This window comes from Burkholderia glumae LMG 2196 = ATCC 33617 (assembly GCF_000960995.1).
GTDB lineage: Bacteria > Pseudomonadota > Gammaproteobacteria > Burkholderiales > Burkholderiaceae > Burkholderia > Burkholderia glumae.
This window is the reverse complement of sequence record NZ_CP009434.1, coordinates 237,842-255,878: the sequence shown is the minus strand read 5'-3', so window position 1 is coordinate 255,878 and position 18,037 is coordinate 237,842. Positions and strand designations below refer to the sequence as shown.

Here is an 18,037-nt window from a genome sequence, read left to right as displayed (position 1 = left end):
CGTCGAGTCGGAGAAAGACGCCTGGAAATGCAGCCGATTCGATGGTCACCGTTCCGTCAGATTGCTGGTGGAAATAGAACTGCTCCCACGGTCCAGCACCGAATTGGCAGTTGACGATCCCCGCACCGGAGCCTGCGGGCTGCGTGACGCCGTTACCATCGAGGCGCAGGAAGACGCCGGGGAATTGCATCGACTCGATCGTGACCGTTCCGTTGGACTGACGATGCAGGCAGAATTTTTCGTATGGACCGACGCCATACTGGCAGTTGACGGTGCCCGCGCCGACATCGACGGCATGGGTGACCCCGCCGCCGTCCATTCTCAAGTGAACGTTGGTAAAGCACGTGGCTGCAATCGCTACGATTTCATCTGGCATGGTGATTTTTCCTGGTTCCTGGTGTAAGGCAGTGCCTGCGAAAATCGATTGGTAGCGAATCGGCCTAATACGAAGTGCATGAAGCCGGAGCGCCACGGAGACAGTGAATTCGATATGTTCGAATCTCGCCGGCGTAATGGAGAATTTTTAAAAAAGCTTGAACTGTGAGAATTGCCGGGGACATTGTGCGAAACACCGCATCATTTGTTTTTGGCGACGTTTCACGTGTCCGTCACTACGCTGACGCTGCTCGACGCACATGTCGATCCTTGATGCAAATGCGCGTTCGCGGCAGGGCAAGCATTACGGTTCTTCTGCCGTAAGAAAACGCGCCGCCCGAAGGGATCAAGCGAACTGCCGAACATGGTGAGCACGTTATGCTTCTATTTGATAGGCAGAAGTAAGGCGGCGTGCATGAAGTCAGCTATGTTTGACATCGACAGCCGGTTAACAGAGCAGTGCACTGCAGGAATTTATTTAATCTTTCATGATTTGGCCCCTCGGATCTTTGTAATTTGAGCAGGTCGGACCTGCAGCAATGATCATACGGATATATGATGCGAGGCGACAGACGGTAGCGTCCCAAAGTTCTTGCATTCCGTGCCAACCGAATACAGGGCGTTATGGGGTATCAAGGCTGCTGACCCATGCTGGAAGATTGCCGTTGCCTGGCCGGCTAGCTCCGTCCAGCGCGCTCAACAGCCCCTTGTCGCCTCGCCGCGCCCCTTCGCGCGCCTCTTTCGGGCTCATGCCGAACTTCTCGCGAAAGCTGCGGCTGAAGTGGGCTTCATTGGTAAAGCCGATTTCGTAGGCGATATCGCCGATTCGGCGGTGGTGATACTTCGAATCCGAAATTTCCTTGAGTGCCAAGCGCATCCGGGAGCTTCGAATATATTCGTGCACACCGCCTTCACCCTTGAATAACCGATACAGCCGGGAGCGCGAAATGCCCAGTGCGGTGGATAGCGACGCTGGCGAGAGTGTCATGTCACGAATATGCCGTCTGATATAGCGGCGCACCATGCGCAGTGAAATCGCGTCGCGTTGAGGGAGCAAGGCTTCGCGAGCTTGCTCGCCGCTGCCCAGGCAAATAGCGATCAGATTGACGGTGACGTCGACGACTGCGCTCAACTGGCTGGAATCCAGCGTCGGCACCAGACGGAAGAGCGTCACGAGATGGCTTGCGGCCAGCGCGGTTGTTGCAGCATCGGACGTCCATATTCGGCCGTGCATGTGGTTCGGCTGCGCGATCAGCGGCGCCAGTAGATCGCGAGGGATGAGGAGATTGATGTTGTGCAAGGGAGTACCGAGGCTGTCGACCGGGCGGGACATATCCAGTACGCTTAATGTCATAGGCGTCAAATGCGTGGGTTTTGATCCGTAAAGACCGTGAATCTCTCCACTTATATAGAGTTGAATCAAATAATGATCGATGTCGTCCCGCCTGATCATGACTGGTGATCGCAAGTATCGCTGAGCAGAGGTTCGGCATTCGCCGAGCAGAACGGGGCCAAGGTGATACGCGGTGAGTGAGCCGAAAAACGTGTCGCCTGGCGCCGTTTGATGCAAGGATACGTCGAAGATATTTGAAAGGGCTTCCCGCCAAATCGCAAAACGATCGGATACGGGAAGCGCCGATGTCTCGCATTGGACCATGGGCGGCGATAGCGGGTTGTCCGGCTGGGCCGTGGTTTCCCGGTCGGATGATTCAATGAACGTCGAGGGAGGTGCTGTTTTATGGCGATTTGCAGTCGACATGGCTTCGGATTTCGATGATAGTGGTCAGCTATTTCGGCGAACATGATCTGGATTTTCATCGGATCTTCGCCTTCCCACCGGCCCAAGTTATAAACTAAGTTTCGGCAGCGACAAAACTTGCTGGCGACGTTCGCCTGGCTGACAGCTTGCCGGGGTATGGTAACCACTGAATTTGACGATACTGCCTCGACTGCGAGAGCGTGCCGAATTGATGGGACGCGCTCAAGCGTCGAGGAAGCCGGCATTTGCTCGACACCGATCAGGAACGGTCGGACGCCGCGCGCCAGTACCGGACCGCCGACGCGTTAGCCAATGCCGCGCTCGAGCGGGCCGGCGTCGCGCCCGCTAGGCATCGGGCGGCCTCTGCTCCGCCTTGTCTGCAACCGCGAGATCCAGGGGCAGGCGTGCGCAGCCCGTGACCGCTGGCGTTTCCCCTCTATGCATCTGCTCGCTGATGACGGGAGTGATACCCTGGCTCAACATTCCCAATAAGTGGATAGGCACACGAACGAATCGGATCGCGTCAGGATGTATATATTTCAACTCTTTTGAAAAATATACACGCGTATAAATTTTCTAAATTTTCCAGTTTTCAGGACGTAATCAAGGGTGACTCGTTGGCTCCCCCACCAGACTGAAGACAGAAAATGGAAAAAATGAAAGTTTCGACCCGCCTCGCCCTGGGTTTCGGGCTTGTGTTGTTTCTGCTCCTGCTGATTTCGGCAGGTGCCTATCACGCCGAGCGTACGCTCGCAGCGAGCCTGTACGAAATCACCTCGCTGAACAACGTGGAGGCAAGACTGGCGAACCGCATGAAATCCACCGTGCGAGACCGCGCCATCGCCGTTCGCAACGTGGCGCTGTCGACCGATCCGGCCGAGCGCGACCGGCAGAGCGCACGCATCGACAAGCAGGAACAGGCTTATGCCGATGCGTACGCGAAGCTGGCCTCGGTCTTTGCCCGGGAGCCATCGATTTCAGACCGCGAGCGGGATCTACTCGCCAAGCTGAAGGATGACGAGGCGGCCACGAAGCCCCTATGGGCCAAGGCGGTCGCCCTGGGCAGGGCCAACGATAATGCCGGCATGATCCGGGTCTTGACGGGCGAGGCCCGTCGGCCATCAAACACCTGGATTGCGCGACTCGATGAACTCGCCGATATCGAGGATGCCCAAAACGACCAGGCGGCCCAGGCGGCCCAGGCGAGCTCGGAGCGCATGCAGGCGGCGACATGGACGTTCGTCGCGCTGGCATTGGCCGTCGGCTCGCTCGCCGCCTTTTTCATCACGCGCGGCATCCTGAGGCAATTGGGCGGCGAGCCGGCCGCGGCGCAGGAGGTGGCGCGCCGCATCGCGGCCGGCGATCTGACCGTGAGCCTGCAGATCGAGGAGGGCGATACGCACAGCCTGATGGCATCGCTCGAGTCGATGCGGGGGCGACTGGGTGAAATGGTGGCGGACATCAAGGCATCGGCCGAATCGATCGCGGTTGCCGCTGGCGAAATCGCGCAAGGCAACGTCGACCTCTCGCAGCGCACCGAGGAGCAGGCGGCCTCGCTGGAGGAAACCGCGGCGAGCATGGAGCAGTTGACCTCGGCGGTCCGGCAGAACACCGACAACGCCCGCAAGGGCAGCTCGCTGGCCGCGAATGCGTCGGCTACGGCCACCGCCGGCGGTGATGTCGTGAACAGGGTGGTGTCGACGATGGAGGACATTTCCTCGAGTTCGCTGCGCGTGGCCGAGATCATCGCGGTGATCGAAGGCATCGCGTTCCAGACCAATATCCTGGCGCTCAACGCGGCGGTGGAGGCGGCGCGAGCCGGCGAGCAGGGGCGGGGCTTCGCGGTGGTGGCGGGCGAGGTGCGCACGCTGGCGCAGCGCAGCGCGACGGCGGCCAAGGAGATCAAGGATCTGATCAGCGCGTCGGTGGAGCATGTGGGCACGGGCTCGCGACTGGTGCGGGAGGCGGGCTCGACGATGACCGACGTGGTGCGCTCGGTGCAGCAGGTGACCGACATCATCGAGGAAGTGGCCTCGGCATCGACGGAGCAGGGCAGGGGGATCGAGCAGGTGAACGTGGCGGTCAGTCAAATGGACGAGGTCACGCAGCAAAACGCGGCGCTGGTGGAGCAGGCCTCGGCCTCGGCGCAAGCGCTGGCCGATCAGGCAGGGGTGCTGCGCCAGGCGGTTGCGGTGTTTCGGATCGAGGCCGCCAAGCCGAGCCGGCAGGCGCCGGCCGCCCCGGCACCGAGCGCGATGCCGCGATTGAGCCGCGGCGGGCTGGCAGCGTAACGGTGCCGGCCGGCCGCCGCCGGAATGCGTAACAGGATCACCGGAGGCGTCCCCGCATCCGAATCGCCCGATATCCGCCGCATGGTCGATGCGGCGCGGCCCAGGCAGCGGCGGCCGTCCACGCGGCGCTGGCCTGCCTGATTGGCGGGTCGGTCGCCGCATTCCGGATGATCGGCAGGGCGGTGAGCGCGCGGGAGCGCCTCCCCGCGCTCGCACCACGGCAGAGAGGCGGGTACGGCCGGGCCCGGAGCGGGCGGCAATGGCGCCACTGCATCCGCGCGGCCATGGTATTGATTCGTTGTTTATGCAACCAATATTACGACTTGGGCGAAACAGGCGCGTGCCTGGGCGATGAAATCGCGCCGAGCAGGTTCGGCTCGGGAAGCGTGGCGCCCGCAAACAATTCTTCGAGGCGTTCGATGCGATGCCGATGGGGCGTCGTAATCGCGTAGAAGTGCTCCTGAAGCTCAGGCGTTTCTCCCACGCTGACCAGTACGCCCTGTCGCAACTCGTCTTGTACCACCACTTCGGGCAGCACCGTCAGCCAGCCACTGTCCCGAGCTATGAGCCGCAGCATCGCCATATCGTCGACCTCCGCCCTGATGCGCGGTTTTACACCAACCGACGTGCACAGCGCGTCGAACTGCGCGCGCAAGGCGTGGCGCGGCCCGGGCAACGCCACATCGAGCCCGCCCAGGTCGTCGGGCACACGCAGGCTGCGGCCATGCCAAGTGCTCGCAGGCCCGACCAGCGAGATGGCTTGACTGCCCAGGAAACTGCAATGGAGCGGTTGATCGGGGTCCGACGGCAGGGGTTCATTGGCCAGCACGATATCCAGTTGATGCTGCCGGAGCCGCTCGACGAGTCCGTCGAGCGTGCCCGATTCCAGCGTGAGCGTCACGGCTGGATCACTGAGAAGCGGTCGAATCCAGTTTTCCTGATAGTTGCGTGAGACCGTGGCGACGCTGCCCACGCGCAAGCGAACCATGCCTTCCGAGCGGCCCTGGAGCCTACCCAGCATTTCCTGCCCAAGGCCGAAGATGTTTTCGGCATACGTGAAAACCATTCGGCCGGTGTCCGTCAAAATCAGACGCCGCTTTTCGCGCTCGAACAACGCCTCGCCCAGCCGGTCTTCCAACTGTCTGATCTGGGCGGAGAGGGCCGATTGAGAAATGTGAAGCTCGCCCGCCGCCTGAGTCAGATGGCCGGTGCGAGCCACGCGCCAGAAGTAGAAGAGGTGGTGAAAGTTCAGATGTTCGATCCGCATCGTTCTCTTTTATCAATGTATTCGTTCTATAAAATATATTTTACAGAATAATTGGCGTCGGACATCATCTATCGCATTGTTTTGCGAGAGGTTCGCCATGATTCCCACCCACCTCGTCTTATTCCTCTGCGCATTGGCGCCGGCGGCGCTCATGTCGACAGCCGCGGGTCGACTGGCATGGCGGCCCGATGACGGCCGCGACGTGTGGAAACCCTTCCACCGGCTGGCAGCGGTCGCGTTGTTGATCGTGTTGATCCAGCCGGTCGTGCTGGCGACGCTTCACGAGCGCGCCGCGGCTCATGAGGGCGGGTGGACCGCCTGGATCGAAGTGACGCCGCTCGCCGCCTGGATGGCCGCGCTGGTGCAGCTGCTCGGCACCGTGATCGGCGTCTTCTCCGGGCGCTATCTGCAAGGAGAACCGGGGCAGCCGCGCTACGCGGCTGCGTTGGCCGGGGTCCTGGCGTCGGTGCACGTGCTCCTGCTGTCCGGCCACTGGCTGCTCCTGATCGCTGCCTGGGCCGGTGTCGGCGCATCGCTGCACCATCTGCTGTGCTTCTATCGGAATCGTCCGTTTGCGCTGCTGGCGGCACACAAGAAGCGGATCGCCGACCGCCTGACCGACCTGCTGCTGCTGGCGGCGGCGGCAATGGCGTGGTCGCAAGTGGGCAGCGGGACGTTCGCCGCACTTCGAGAGCATATTGCGATGTATGGCGCGTCGGCGCCCTTGCAGGCGAGTGCGGTCTGCCTGGTACTGGCGATCGTCTTGCGCACGGCGCTCTTTCCCGTCCACGGGTGGTTGATTCAGGTCATGGAGGCGCCGACGCCGGTCTCGGCACTGCTGCATGCCGGCGTCGTCAATCTTGCCGGCTACCTGCTGATGCGCTTCGCACCGCTGCTTGCGGTCGCCCCTGCCGCGCGCTGGCTGCTGGTCGCATTCGGCCTCGGCACCGCGTTCCTGGCCGGGTTCGTCATGCTGACGCGCATCAGTATCAAAGTGCGTTTGGCGTGGTCCACCGTGGCACAGATGGGCTTCATGGTGCTCGAGTGCGGCCTCGGCCTGTATCAGCTGGCCGCGCTGCACCTGATCGGCCACTCGCTCTACAAGGCCCACAGTTTTCTTGCCGCGTCGTCTGCGGTGCAGGACACCCGGCTTCGGATCATGCGCGGTCGGAGCGACGCGGCGCCCCTCAGCCTGGTGCTTGCACCGGCCGGCAGCCTCGCCGTCGTCGTGCTCGTGCAGGCGCTTCTGCCGTTCGGCAACTGGCCATGGTGGTGGAGCGGCATCCTTGCCCTGGCATGGGCGCCGCTACTCTGGATACCGCTGGCCCAAGGCAATGCGTTCGCCCGCGCGGGGACGCACCTATTCTTCGGTGCCGGGCTGGTCGCGGTCTTCACGGCCGTCGCCACGCTCGCGCACAAACTTCCGCTCGGCGTCACGGATACCCCGTTCCGCATCGCGGGCCCGGTCGCGCTAGCGGGCATCGCCCTGCTCTATCTCGGCCTGGCGACGCTGCAGCGCAGCCCGCAACGCTTTCCGACATGGTGGCGGTGGAGCTACGCGGGATTCTATGTCGACGAGTTCTACACGCGCTTTGCCCTGCGCGTCTGGCCGGCTCGCTGGGCGCCGCGCGACGCCGCCCGAGGGCCGCGGCCGGCAGCGGGCGCGTCGCCCGTTCTCACCGAGCAATGAGCCGCTTATCCGGAGAATCACATGAGCATTGCAACACTCGAAAAAGGTGATGAGCGCCGCGCGGCCCGCTCGGCAGACGAGGCCGCCCGCTCCGCGAACAGCACCGACCCTGCGCCTCGCGGACACCAGCGCCAGCATATCGAGGCGGCATGCGAGACGGCATGCAGATCGATCGCGCCAGCCTGGCCGCTCGATCGCGCCATCGCCGTCAATCCCTACTGGGAGCGCATCGGCCGCTCCGTGAGGGAGGTGGCCGCCCGGATGGCGGTGCTCGCCGATATCCAGGTGTTTCCGTCGCGCGATCACGTCCGCGCGGCATGGGAAGCGGGGCGCATCACGCCGGCAGATCTACGGTATGCATTGCAGGCCCTGCCGGCCGCGAAAGCGGCCGGCATGACCGAGCGCACCTGCATAGAGGCGTTGACGCGTCCGCTCAACCTCACCCGCCTGCCCTTGCTGATCGACGTGCTCGACGACGACCCGTTGCGTCATGATCGCCTGTCGTGGCGTCAGGCGATCACCCATCAGGTCAGCCAGACCTGCGCGGCCTACTTCGACGAGCATCAGGCGGACTGGCGGCCACATCATCGCCAGGGCCTCTATGCCTTCTGGCGAGACACGATCTCGCACGACCATGGCATCGGCGTGCTGATGGGCCTGCCGAGTCTCGGCCAGTCGCTCGAGGCGCTGCCGGCCACGCGCCAGGATGCCGAGTCGTGGGTACTGCAGCGGCTCGGCCTTCCGCAGGCGGTGTGGGCGGACTACCTGGAGGCGGTACTTCTGACGGTCAACGGCTGGGCGTCTTGGTGCGCCTACCTCGGCTGGCAGGCTCGGCTGGGCGGCCAGTCCGACGAACACCTGCGCGACCTGCTCGCCATCCGCTTGGCATGGGGCGCGCTGTTGCTCGAGTGCAAGGACGATGCAGCGGCGCGTCGCGCCTTTGCGGCCGTGCAAGGCAACTGGCGAGATTCGGGAGCGCTGCTGGCCGATGCGCACGCGCAGCTGCTGGTCGACGAGGTCTGGCAGTTCGCCTTCGAGGCCGGCTACCAGCGCGAATTGGCCAGCAAGCTCGTCGCGATCGGGGGGCCCCGGGCAACCCAACACGCTGCATCGGAGATCGAAGTCCAGGCTGCGTTTTGCATCGACGTGCGCAGCGAGCCGTTGCGCCGCGCCGTCGAGTCGATCTGGCCGGCGGTCCGCACCATCGGCTTCGCCGGGTTCTTCGGTCTTCCCGTCGCTTACACGCCGCTGGCCACGTCGGCGCGGCGCCCGCAGCTTCCCGGCCTGCTGGCCCCTGCCCTGGAGGTCAGGGATGCGGTATCGGCAACGGCCGGCCAAGGCGACGGAACCATGAGCGGCGCGGCGAGCGAGGCCCGCCGCACACGCTTCGGATTGTCGAATCAGGTGTCTGCCGCGACCCGGTTGCCCGGCACCTCCTTCTCCTTCGTGGAGGCTGCCGGCCTGGGCTATCTGGGAAAGATGCGACAGTGGTTGAAGCCGTCGCGCAACCAGCGCGTTCGCGACGACCTCGCCGGTCTGCCGAACCGCTACAAGGCGCTCTGCCGTCCCACGCTCGCCGGCACCGACTACGAAACCAAGGTCGACCTCGCCGCGAGCGTCCTGCGCGGCATGGGAATCGAACGCACGCTTGCACCACTGGTCGTCCTCATCGGCCACGCCAGCCAGAGCGTCAACAATGCGCATGCCGCGGCTCTCGACTGCGGCGCCTGCTGCGGCCAGAGCGGCGAAGTGAACGCACGCGCGCTCGCGCAGATCCTGAACGATCCCATGGTGCACGCAGGTCTCGAGCAGCGGGGCATCGTCGTGCCTCGCGAAACGACCTTCGTCGCGGCCCTGCACAACACCACGACCGACGAGATCGAAGGCTTCGACCTCGATCTCCTGAGCCCGAGCGCCGCGGCGCGCTGGGACAAGCTGCTGGGCGTGTTCGGCCATGCCTGTGATCAGGTGCGCCGCGAGCGTGCGGTGCGCCTTGGCCTCGACCCGCGCATGGAAGCGGACCGGCTACTGGCCCGCTTGCGCGAGCGTGCCAACGACGGCGCGCAAACCCGTCCGGAATGGGGGCTGGCCGGCAATGCCGCCTTCATCATCGCGCCCCGCCGTCGTAGCCTTGGCGCCGTACTCGATGGTCGCTGCTTTCTGCACGACTACGATTGCACGCACGATACCGAGGGCCGGCGGCTCGAACAACTGATGACCGCGCCGATGATCGTCGCGCACTGGATCAACTGGCAATACCATGCCTCGACCTGCGATCCCTCGCACATGGGCTGTGGCAACAAGGTCCTCCACAACGTCGTCGGCGGGCATATCGGCGTCTTTGAGGGCAATAGTGGCGACCTGCGCATCGGCCTCTCGAAACAGTCGCTGCATGATGGCCGCCGCTGGATGCACGAGCCCTTGCGACTGACCGTGATCATCGATGCGCCGGGCGCAGCGATCGAGCGCGTGATCGACCAGCATCCGACCGTGCGGCAATTGCTTCACAACGGCTGGCTTCATCTCTGGCGCTTCGGTGAGTCGGGGCTGTTGCGTTTCAGCGATGGGGCCTGGCACGAACTTGAGATGGGCCTGGAGTCGAGCGCTTTCCCGGCCCCGCGCATTGGCATCCGGCGCGGTGGCGGGCCGGTTCGACACGATAGCGGAAGCGGCGTAGACACGGCGCCCGCTGCCGGCTAGGCGTTTCGGCGTCGACAGCAGCCCGATGGAAGCCCGGGCTGGCACAAAGTATCCGTCGCCCACATGTCGGCCCTGAACCATTCGCGAAGGCTCGTGGCTGGTGGGCGGAAAGCGTGTCGTCGGATTGGCGAAGGGCTGGCCTGTTGATGCAAGGGCCCGGTAAATCGGCGCCGGCGGCTGGGTGCAGCCGGCGTCGACGTGCCAGGGTTTCGGCTAGCTCGGCTCGGCCGATAGCATGTCCGCGACGGATGGCGTGCCGGCGTGCCGATGCGCGACCGGCATGCGGCCGGCATGCCGGGCCGCCGCGCGCGCCGGCTGTCGCTCGAGGGGCGGGCGTCTTGCGCCGCGCTCACGGCTGGCTGACTCGAGCCCGATCGATCGCAAGCCGATGACTGCGGGCGCGCAGCCGGATGGTTCGCCGGCCGCGCCGGTGGCGACCATCCCTGCATGGCGACGATTCCACGGATATTGATACGGATGACTATGCAGTGACGGGGCCGGTCAGGAAGCGCAATAGTGCCCAGTTGAATGCCCCGGCGCGGTCGAGATTTGCATGATGTCCGCCCCCGGGAAGTGTTTCGAAGCGGGCACCCGGAATCATGACCCTGAGCCGCTGCCCTTCGGCGGCCGGAAAAATGCTGCCATCTTCGCTTTGCAACACCAGCGTTTCGCTGCGTATCAGGTTCAGCCGTCTTCTGACGTCGTAGTTCGCGATTCCGTTGCAAAGGCGGGCGAGCTGGGCGGCATCGGTAGTGGCCGCATGCGCGTGGCCGATCTGATACGCGATTTCACCATCCTCCGATTGCGCGAATTCGGCGCTCACCATCAAAGGCCACATTTCCTCGAACCACCGGATCGTGTCACCGTCGCGCTGGAAACCGGATTTCCAGAGTTCGAAGCGGCGGACCGAATCGTCGGCGACCAGGTTCGAGAAGCCGTTGCAGACGACCAGCTTGCCCACGCGTGTCGGCGCATCGATGGCGATCGTCATCGCGATCGCTCCACCAAGCGAGATGCCGACGAGCGCGGCGCTTTCGAGGCCAAGGTAATCCAGGAGAAACTGCAGGCCGTCGGCAAGCTCCCTTACGTCGAGCGTGCGGTCCGGATACGAAGACGCACCGTGCCCGGGAAGATCCGGCACGATGACGCGATAACCCGCTTGACGCAGAAACGGCATTTGCCGTGCCCATGCGAGACCGCAGCTACCTAAATCGTGAATCAGTATGATCGGCTGGCCGCTGCCGACATCCGCGTAATAAAGATCGTGGTCATTGAATGATAGTTTTGTCATCTGCCCGCTCCATTGCTGCCCCCACGTGTGCCCCGTGATTATCTTAATGTTAAGATATATTGACGACAAGTGGAGCACCTGAGCCCCTTTCAAATGCGAGGATATTGATGACGGCTCTGCCCATGCAAGATCACGTCGACCTTGTCGTCGCGCAATGGCGGGACGAGCGGCCGGAGCTCGATGTGGCGTCGATGGAGGTTCTAGGACGTCTGGCTCGCCTGGCAAAGCACTGCGAGAAGGCGAGAACCGAGGCCTTGTCGCCGTTCGGCTTCAAGGAGGGCGAATTCGACGTGCTTGCCACGCTTCGACGGGCGGGCGCCCCCTACGAACTATCGCCGACCCAGCTATACCGGTCACTGATGATTACCTCAGGGGCGGTCACCCACCGGCTGATGCGGCTCGAGCAGGCCGGCCTCGTCGAGCGTGTCCCGAATCCGCAGGACGGCCGGGGCATGGCCGTGCGATTGACTCGTGAGGGGCTCGCCCTGATCGACAAGGCGGTAAATGTGCACGTGGACACGCAGAATCTGTTGCTCGGCGGGCTGGATCGGGACGATCGGCAAATACTTGCCGCACTTCTGAAGCGCGCGCTTCTCGCGCTACCGGGCCAAGCACTCCTACCCGACGACGCCGCGCAATGGAGATGAGGGGAGCGAATGTGACATGCCGCGCGTCGATGAGTTTAAGATGGGCACTGAAAAGATGATACCGGCGATAACAAAAATGATAAGGATATATCGTGCTTAACAGTAACGTATTACGCCAGCTCGATCTTCAGGACGTGATGGTATTTCTGTGCTTGTACGAGCACAAGAGCGCTCGCCGTACCGCCGAGGTCATGAGCATCAGCCAGCCCACGGTCAGCTATTGCCTGAAGCGGTTGCGCAATTGCTTTCACGACGTGCTGTTCGACGTTGACCACGGCAGCCTCGTCGCGACGCCCAAGGCCGAGGCTATCGAGCCCTATCTGCGAAACGTGATCGATGCGGTGAACCACTGCGCCGACATGGATGACGATCAGGTGACCGCAACGACACGCCGGGTGATGCGCGTATGCGCGCCGGAGTACTTCGAGTTGGTGCTGCTGCCGGGTGTGCTCGAGTCGTTCATGAAGCGTGGCCGCGAAACCTCGCTGATCGTTGACCGCCTCGGCCGCGACCTCCCGGTAGAACGGTTGCTGGCCGGAGAGATCGACTTCGCGATCGGCTTCGGCCCCGGCTATCACCGCCTGCACCCCGACCTGCAATGGGAGTCGGTCCTCTCCGACACCTTCGTATGCCTGACCGCATCGCGCAAGCTCGCGCCGTCGACGCGCGTTTCGCTCGACGAATTCTGCGACATGGACCACGTGTTCCCTACGCCGTGGGTATCCGAGCGCAACATGATCGACGGCTGGCTCGAAAAGCTCGGCCGCTCGCGCAGTATCGTTGCGCGCGCCAACACGTATCAGGCCAGCCTGAACATCGTCGCTCGGCTGCCGGTTTCGCTGACGTTGCCGCGGCGCCTGCTGCAGTATCTGTCGATCCCTGCGACTGTTCAGGTCTGCGATGTACCGCTCGGCTTTCCGACCTTCACGCTGGACGTGGTCTGGTCGATGTCGATGGAAAGGAACCCCGACCTCCGCACCCTGCGCAGCTTGTTCAAGGACCTCGCGAACGCCAATGCGTTCGAGCCGGGAGACGTGCCTCGCGCCTAGCCGCGAGCGGCCTGCCCTGGCCGATCACCGCGGCTGCCGGTTCATTGCCGCGGAGGAAGCAAAGCGGGGTTTCCTTGCAGGACCCTGAACAAAATTTGCATCCACCATTTAATTTTTAAAATAGTATGCTCAGCCGTCTCGGTAGATTAGTCAGCGTTCGACGAAGCCGCAGTTCGAACACGAAACTAACCACACTGAGAGGCAACCATGATGGATGTTGTTGATATAGTCGCTCCGAGGGTTCAGCACAAACCGTTACCGCGTTTCGGCTTCGAGTTGATCGAAAGCCTCGATGCTGGTCAAAAGGCAATCGATCTCGTCGATACCGACCAGCTGTATGAGCAACTCGCCCATTCGGGCGTCGTGATCTATCGTAACTTCGCCGACACCCTCGACGATTTCAACCGCTTCGTCAGCCTGCATTCGGCACGCGTCACGTTCGATCCGGCGCGCAAGACCTCGACGGAAAATACCGCCGAAATCGATGCCGGCGAGTTGGAAATGGGCCTGCACCGTGAGAACGGCAACCTGCCGTTCACGCCCGACCTGCAATGGTTCTACTGCCTCGCGCCGGCCCGCGTCGGTTCCGAGACGACGATCTGCGACGGGCAGCGCGTGCTGCACGAACTGACGCCGGCCGTGCGCCGCCTGTTCGAGCAACGCCAGATCAAGTATTCGCGCCGCATTCCCTGGCCCAACGTGCAGCGCTTCCTGAGCGTCGAGCTGCAGCTGCCGGCGCACGAAGTGAACGACTCGCACCTCGAGGTCGTCAATCAGCGCGTGCCAGGCCAGCGTTATCGCCGTCTCGACGAGTTTCTCGTGGCGTCCGAGCGGGTGACCGATGCGATCACCGTCAGTTGCTTCTCCGGCCGCCGCGCGTTCTGCAACTCGCTGCTCGGTCCCAGCGTGAACTACGAGCCGCCGCTCATCACGTGGGCGGACGGTACCGACATCGATTTCGAGGTGTGGGACGAAATCAAGGACGTGACCGCCCGCTACACCTACGACCTGTTCTGGAACAAGGGCGACATCGTCGTGATCGACAACAGCCGCGTGATGCACGGCCGCCGCCGGCTCGCGGACACGGGACGCCGCATCTTCGGTGCGCAAAGCTATCGCAAGGGAGCCATCGCATGATCAGCGCACTCATCGAACGCCATTTCGCCGAAGCGCCGAACCGTATTGTCGTGCGGGAGATGGACGGCCGTGAATACTCGCTCGATGAACTGCGCGCAGACGTCGCGCGGATCGGTGGCAAGCTGGAAGAGATATACGGCGACTGCAGCGGTCTCGTGTTCGGTATTGCCGCGCGCTCCAGCTACACGTGGGTGGCAACGATGCTCGCGATCTTGCGCGTGAAGGCGGTGCTCCTGCCGGTGCCGATCGAGTTTTCCGACGAACAGATCGGCAGTCTGCTGCACAAGGCAACCGCGATTTTCACGCAGGATGCGAAAACGGCCGCCCGCATCGGCTCGATCCTGCCGGGCATCTCGTGCATCAACGCGGCGGGCGACCATGACGAATGGCCCGCAGCAGGCGCGCCCGCCGGCGAGCGGATCGAGCCGGGCATCTGCGGGATCATCCATACGTCCGGTACGACGTCGAAGCCGAAGGGGGTGAAGATCCGCGACGAGGCTGTCGGCCTGCTGGTGACCAACGTCCTGAAGCGGGTGCCGGCCGGCCCGCTCGACTACCTGTCGATCGTGCCGATGAGCCTGCTGATCGAACAGGTGCTCGGCGTATTCCTGCCGGTGCTGTCCGGCGGTTCGCTGACGCTGATGCCCGCGAACTACGCGGAGTACGGCGCGCGCAGCGGCAATGCGCGCGAATACCTGGACCTGATCGCCCGTGTCGATCCGAACTTCCTGTATCTGCCGCCAAAGCTGCTCGAGGAGGCCGATGCGCTGCTGGAGTCGATCGCCGCGACGCAACTGTTCGGCCGCCGCAACCCGCACATCATCACGGGCGGCGCGAAGATTCCGGCCACCGTGCTCGAATCGCTGGACAAGCGCGGCGTGCAGGTCTACGAAGCGTACGGTCTCAGCGAGAACAGTTCGATCATCTCGCTGAACTATCCGGGGCAACGCCGCATCGGCTCCGCCGGAACCTTCCTCGACGGGATCGAGCCGGTGATCGTCGACGGCGAGCTGCGCGTGCGCACGCCGACGCTCTGCGCGGGCTACTACAACTCGGACGATACGTCGTGCGAACTCACCGACGGCTACCTGCATACCGGCGACCTCGCCGAGATCGTCGATGGTTTCCTGTACATCACCGGCCGCAAGAAGCACGTGATCATCCTGTCCACGGCGCGCAACATCTCGCCGGAGTGGGTGGAGACGGTTTACAAGGAAAGCGCGCTGATCGACGACATCGTGGTGTTCGGCGAAGGGCGCGAAGAGCCGGCGGCGATCGTACTGTCCACGCATGACGAAGCGGCCGTGCGCAACGAGATGGCACGGATCGAGCCGCGGCTCGCGGATTTCGCACGCGTGCGGCGGTTCCGGGTGGTGACGGACATCGAGCGTTTCCGCAAGGATTACTACACGGTCACCGGGCGACCGCGCCGTCAGCTGATCGAGCGCGATCACGCGGCGTCGCTTTACTGATCGGGAGCTGATCGTGCCCATCGTACGAACCTTTCATCCCGGCCAGGACGCCTATCGCGAGATTCAGCTCGCGGTCTCGCAGCACTACTACCAGGCGCACGGCGCGCGTCCGGAGCCGCGCCCGGACCAGTTCTGGTGCCTGACCGACCGCAAGATGACCTTGCCCGGATACGCCTGTCTCGGGCTCAGCTGGGGCGACAGTGCCCGGCTGTTCTCCGAGCACTACCTCGACGAATCGCTGACGAGCCTGTATGGGCTCTCGCGTGCGGAGCTGGTCGAGCTCGGACAGTTTTCGTCATTCGGCGCGAAGGGTGCCGGGCGCTACCTGATCGCGAGCGTGTTCCGCACCTTGGCCCAGCACCACTACCGGTACGTGCTGATGACGGCGACGGAGCGGGTACGTTACATCGTGCAGTCGTTGCAAATCGCCTATGACGATCTCGGCCGCGCCTGCGTGAGCCGGGTGCGTGATCACCATGTCGACTGGGGTACGTACTACGACAACTCCCCGCGCGTCATCATGGTGAAGATCGACGAGATGGCCAGGCGCACCGATTTGCCGATGTGGAGCCCGCTCGACGATCCGCCGTCGGCCCGTATGCCGCTCAGGCAGGTTGAATACGCGGCAAACGGTCATTGATTCCGGCAGGCCGCACGCACTCGCGTCGGCCTGTCCCGTCATTTCGGGAGCGTCCTCATGTCGAACTCAAACAGATACGAAAATTTCCTCGTGTTCCTAGCCCCGCTGATCAACAGCGTCGGCGGGATCGCGATCGACCTCTATGCGCCCAGCATTCCGGCCATCGGTCGAGAACTCAATGTCATGCCGAGCATGATGCAGAACACCATCACGATCACGCTCGTGTTCTATGCGATCGGCCAGCTCGCGTTCGGCATGCTGACGGACTGGTGGGGCAGACGCCCGTCGATACTGTTCGGCCTTGCGCTGTTCATCGCCGGCAGTGCGCTCGCGGTCGCCGCGCCCTCGTTTGAGGTGCTGATGGCGGCACGCGCGATTCAGGGCTTCGCGATCGGATCATGCCAGGTCGTGGCGCGCGCCGTGCTGGTCGACCGGCTCAAGGGCGACCGCTTCCGCGTCGCGATCGTCTACCTCAGCCTCGCGTTCGGGCTGGGCCCCGTGGTCGCGCCGTATGTGGGCGGACACGTGCAGGAGTGGGCCGGCTGGCGCTGGAACTTCGTGGTGTACTGCGGCTACGGCCTGGTCGTGCTGTCGTTCGCGTTCGCGGGCCTGCGCGAGACGCTGCGGCCGGAGCTGCGGCGCACGCCGCGGCAGACCATTGCGGGCTATCGCGAGATCCTGTCCGACTCGCACTTCCAGTCGGCCGTGGCGATGCTCGGGATGAGCTTCTCGGCGTTCCTGATGTGGAACGTGATCGGGCCGTACATCGTGCAAACCCGCCTCGGGCATTCCGCGTCGTACTTCGGTGCCACCGCGCTCGGCGTCGGCGTGTGCTACCTCGGCGGCACGACGCTGAACCGGAGCCTGATCCGGCGCTTCAACGGCGAGCAGCTGATGCGCGGCGGCATCGTGACCTTTGCGCTCGGGGTCGCCTGCGTGGCATCGAGCGGCAGCGAGCTGAGCCTGGCGACCGCGCTCGGCGGGATCATGCTGATCGCGTTTGCGCAGGGCTTCATCTTCTCCAACGCGATGGCTCGCTCGATGGCCCTGTTCCCGGGCCGCGCGGGCGCCGCCGCAAGCCTGCAGGGATGCCTGATGCTTGCGCTCGGCTCGATCGTGTCGGGGATCGTCAGCGCGCTGCCGATGGAGACGAACGCGGCGATCGCCATCATGTTCGCGTGTCTGCTGGGCGTGACCATGATCGGCTTCCGGCAACTGCATCGCCTGCATCCACAGGTGGCGCGATGAAGGCCGGCCTCGCGCTCGCGCTGCGGCTGGTACTGGGCGCGTTCTGGAGCTGGGCGGGCTTGACGAAGATCGTCGGGCACTTCGATGCGGGGCCCTTCCTGACAGCTGCCGTCTCGCGGTCCACGGCGGCGCCCGAAGCCGTTCGGCTCGCGCTGTCCAGCGCGATCGTACACCTCGCGCTTCCGAACCTTGCCGCGGTCAACCTGGTCGTGCCCTGCCTCGAGCTGGCAGCAGGGCTGTCGATCCTGCTCGGCATCGCGACTGCGTGGGGCATTGCCGGCGCGGCAGCGATGTCGATGCTGTTCCTCATGTGCGGGGCGGTCAGTACCAATCCATTGCTGCTGTTCGGCGCCGTCCTTTTGGCCCTGTCACACCCGTATGCGCGCGCATGGTCCCTTCGTGCGTCGCGATCGCTCGACACGGCCGCCTGACCTTCTGGCCGCTGTCCCTTCGCCGGCTGTCCCGCTCGTC

General features: G+C 63.8%; 13 protein-coding genes. 10 read left to right on the top strand and 3 right to left on the bottom strand.

Going from position 1 to position 18,037, the window contains the following annotated elements:
• Positions 1–997 precede the first annotated feature (997 nt).
• Complete coding sequence (locus KS03_RS02435; RefSeq protein WP_171466924.1) at positions 998–2,134, bottom strand: helix-turn-helix domain-containing protein; 1,137 nt, start codon at positions 2,132–2,134, stop codon at positions 998–1,000.
• 647 nt (positions 2,135–2,781) lie between these two features.
• Here KS03_RS02435 and KS03_RS02430 point away from each other — a divergent pair.
• Positions 2,782–4,425 carry a methyl-accepting chemotaxis protein gene (locus KS03_RS02430; RefSeq protein ID WP_012733001.1) on the top strand — a complete coding sequence of 548 codons (1,644 nt, stop codon included), beginning with the start codon at positions 2,782–2,784 and terminating at the stop codon, positions 4,423–4,425.
• Positions 4,426–4,741: 316 nt separating this feature from the next.
• On the opposite strand, the gene KS03_RS02425 is transcribed toward KS03_RS02430, so the two are convergent.
• Positions 4,742–5,692 carry a LysR family transcriptional regulator gene (locus KS03_RS02425; RefSeq protein WP_012733002.1) on the bottom strand — a complete coding sequence of 317 codons (951 nt, stop codon included), beginning with the start codon at positions 5,690–5,692 and terminating at the stop codon, positions 4,742–4,744.
• A 97-nt stretch (positions 5,693–5,789) separates the two neighbouring features.
• On the opposite strand from KS03_RS02425, the gene KS03_RS02420 reads away from it, so the two are divergent.
• Both KS03_RS02420 and KS03_RS02415 read left to right on the top strand, forming a co-directional pair.
• Entirely contained in the window at positions 5,790–7,382 is a 1,593-nt protein-coding gene (locus KS03_RS02420) for an NADH-quinone oxidoreductase subunit L (protein WP_012733003.1), read from the top strand.
• Positions 7,383–7,403: 21 nt separating this feature from the next.
• Positions 7,404–10,082 carry a YbcC family protein gene (locus KS03_RS02415; RefSeq protein ID WP_012733004.1) on the top strand — a complete coding sequence of 893 codons (2,679 nt, stop codon included), beginning with the start codon at positions 7,404–7,406 and terminating at the stop codon, positions 10,080–10,082.
• A 481-nt stretch (positions 10,083–10,563) separates the two neighbouring features.
• Here KS03_RS02415 and KS03_RS02410 read toward each other — a convergent pair whose 3' ends face one another.
• Entirely contained in the window at positions 10,564–11,373 is an 810-nt protein-coding gene (locus KS03_RS02410) for an alpha/beta fold hydrolase (RefSeq protein WP_012733005.1), read from the bottom strand.
• 107 nt (positions 11,374–11,480) lie between these two features.
• On the opposite strand from KS03_RS02410, the gene KS03_RS02405 reads away from it, so the two are divergent.
• The 7 genes from KS03_RS02405 to KS03_RS02375 all read left to right on the top strand — a co-directional run bounded on the left by KS03_RS02405 (position 11,481) and on the right by KS03_RS02375 (position 17,997).
• On the top strand, positions 11,481–12,020 hold the full coding sequence (locus tag KS03_RS02405; RefSeq protein WP_012733006.1) for a MarR family winged helix-turn-helix transcriptional regulator: 540 nt from the start codon (positions 11,481–11,483) through the stop codon (positions 12,018–12,020).
• A gap of 92 nt (positions 12,021–12,112) precedes the next feature.
• Positions 12,113–13,069 carry a LysR family transcriptional regulator gene (locus KS03_RS02400; protein ID WP_017432188.1) on the top strand — a complete coding sequence of 319 codons (957 nt, stop codon included), beginning with the start codon at positions 12,113–12,115 and terminating at the stop codon, positions 13,067–13,069.
• 207 nt (positions 13,070–13,276) lie between these two features.
• Positions 13,277–14,206, top strand: a complete 930-nt coding sequence (locus KS03_RS02395) for a TauD/TfdA family dioxygenase (protein WP_012733008.1) — start codon at positions 13,277–13,279, stop codon at positions 14,204–14,206.
• Complete coding sequence (locus KS03_RS02390) at positions 14,203–15,678, top strand: AMP-binding protein (protein ID WP_012733009.1); 1,476 nt, start codon at positions 14,203–14,205, stop codon at positions 15,676–15,678. The genes KS03_RS02395 and KS03_RS02390 overlap by 4 nt, the downstream gene beginning before the upstream one ends.
• Positions 15,679–15,691: 13 nt before the next feature.
• The gene (locus KS03_RS02385) at positions 15,692–16,318 is read left to right on the top strand and encodes a thermostable hemolysin (protein ID WP_012733010.1); all 627 of its coding nucleotides are present in this window, start codon (positions 15,692–15,694) and stop codon (positions 16,316–16,318) included.
• 90 nt (positions 16,319–16,408) lie between these two features.
• Complete coding sequence (locus tag KS03_RS02380) at positions 16,409–17,566, top strand: multidrug effflux MFS transporter (RefSeq protein WP_232252199.1); 1,158 nt, start codon at positions 16,409–16,411, stop codon at positions 17,564–17,566.
• Positions 17,563–17,997: a hypothetical protein gene (locus tag KS03_RS02375; RefSeq protein ID WP_012733012.1), complete on the top strand. Its 435-nt coding sequence runs from the start codon at positions 17,563–17,565 to the stop codon at positions 17,995–17,997. Before KS03_RS02380 ends, KS03_RS02375 begins: the two co-directional genes overlap by 4 nt.
• Positions 17,998–18,037: the final 40 nt, after the last annotated feature.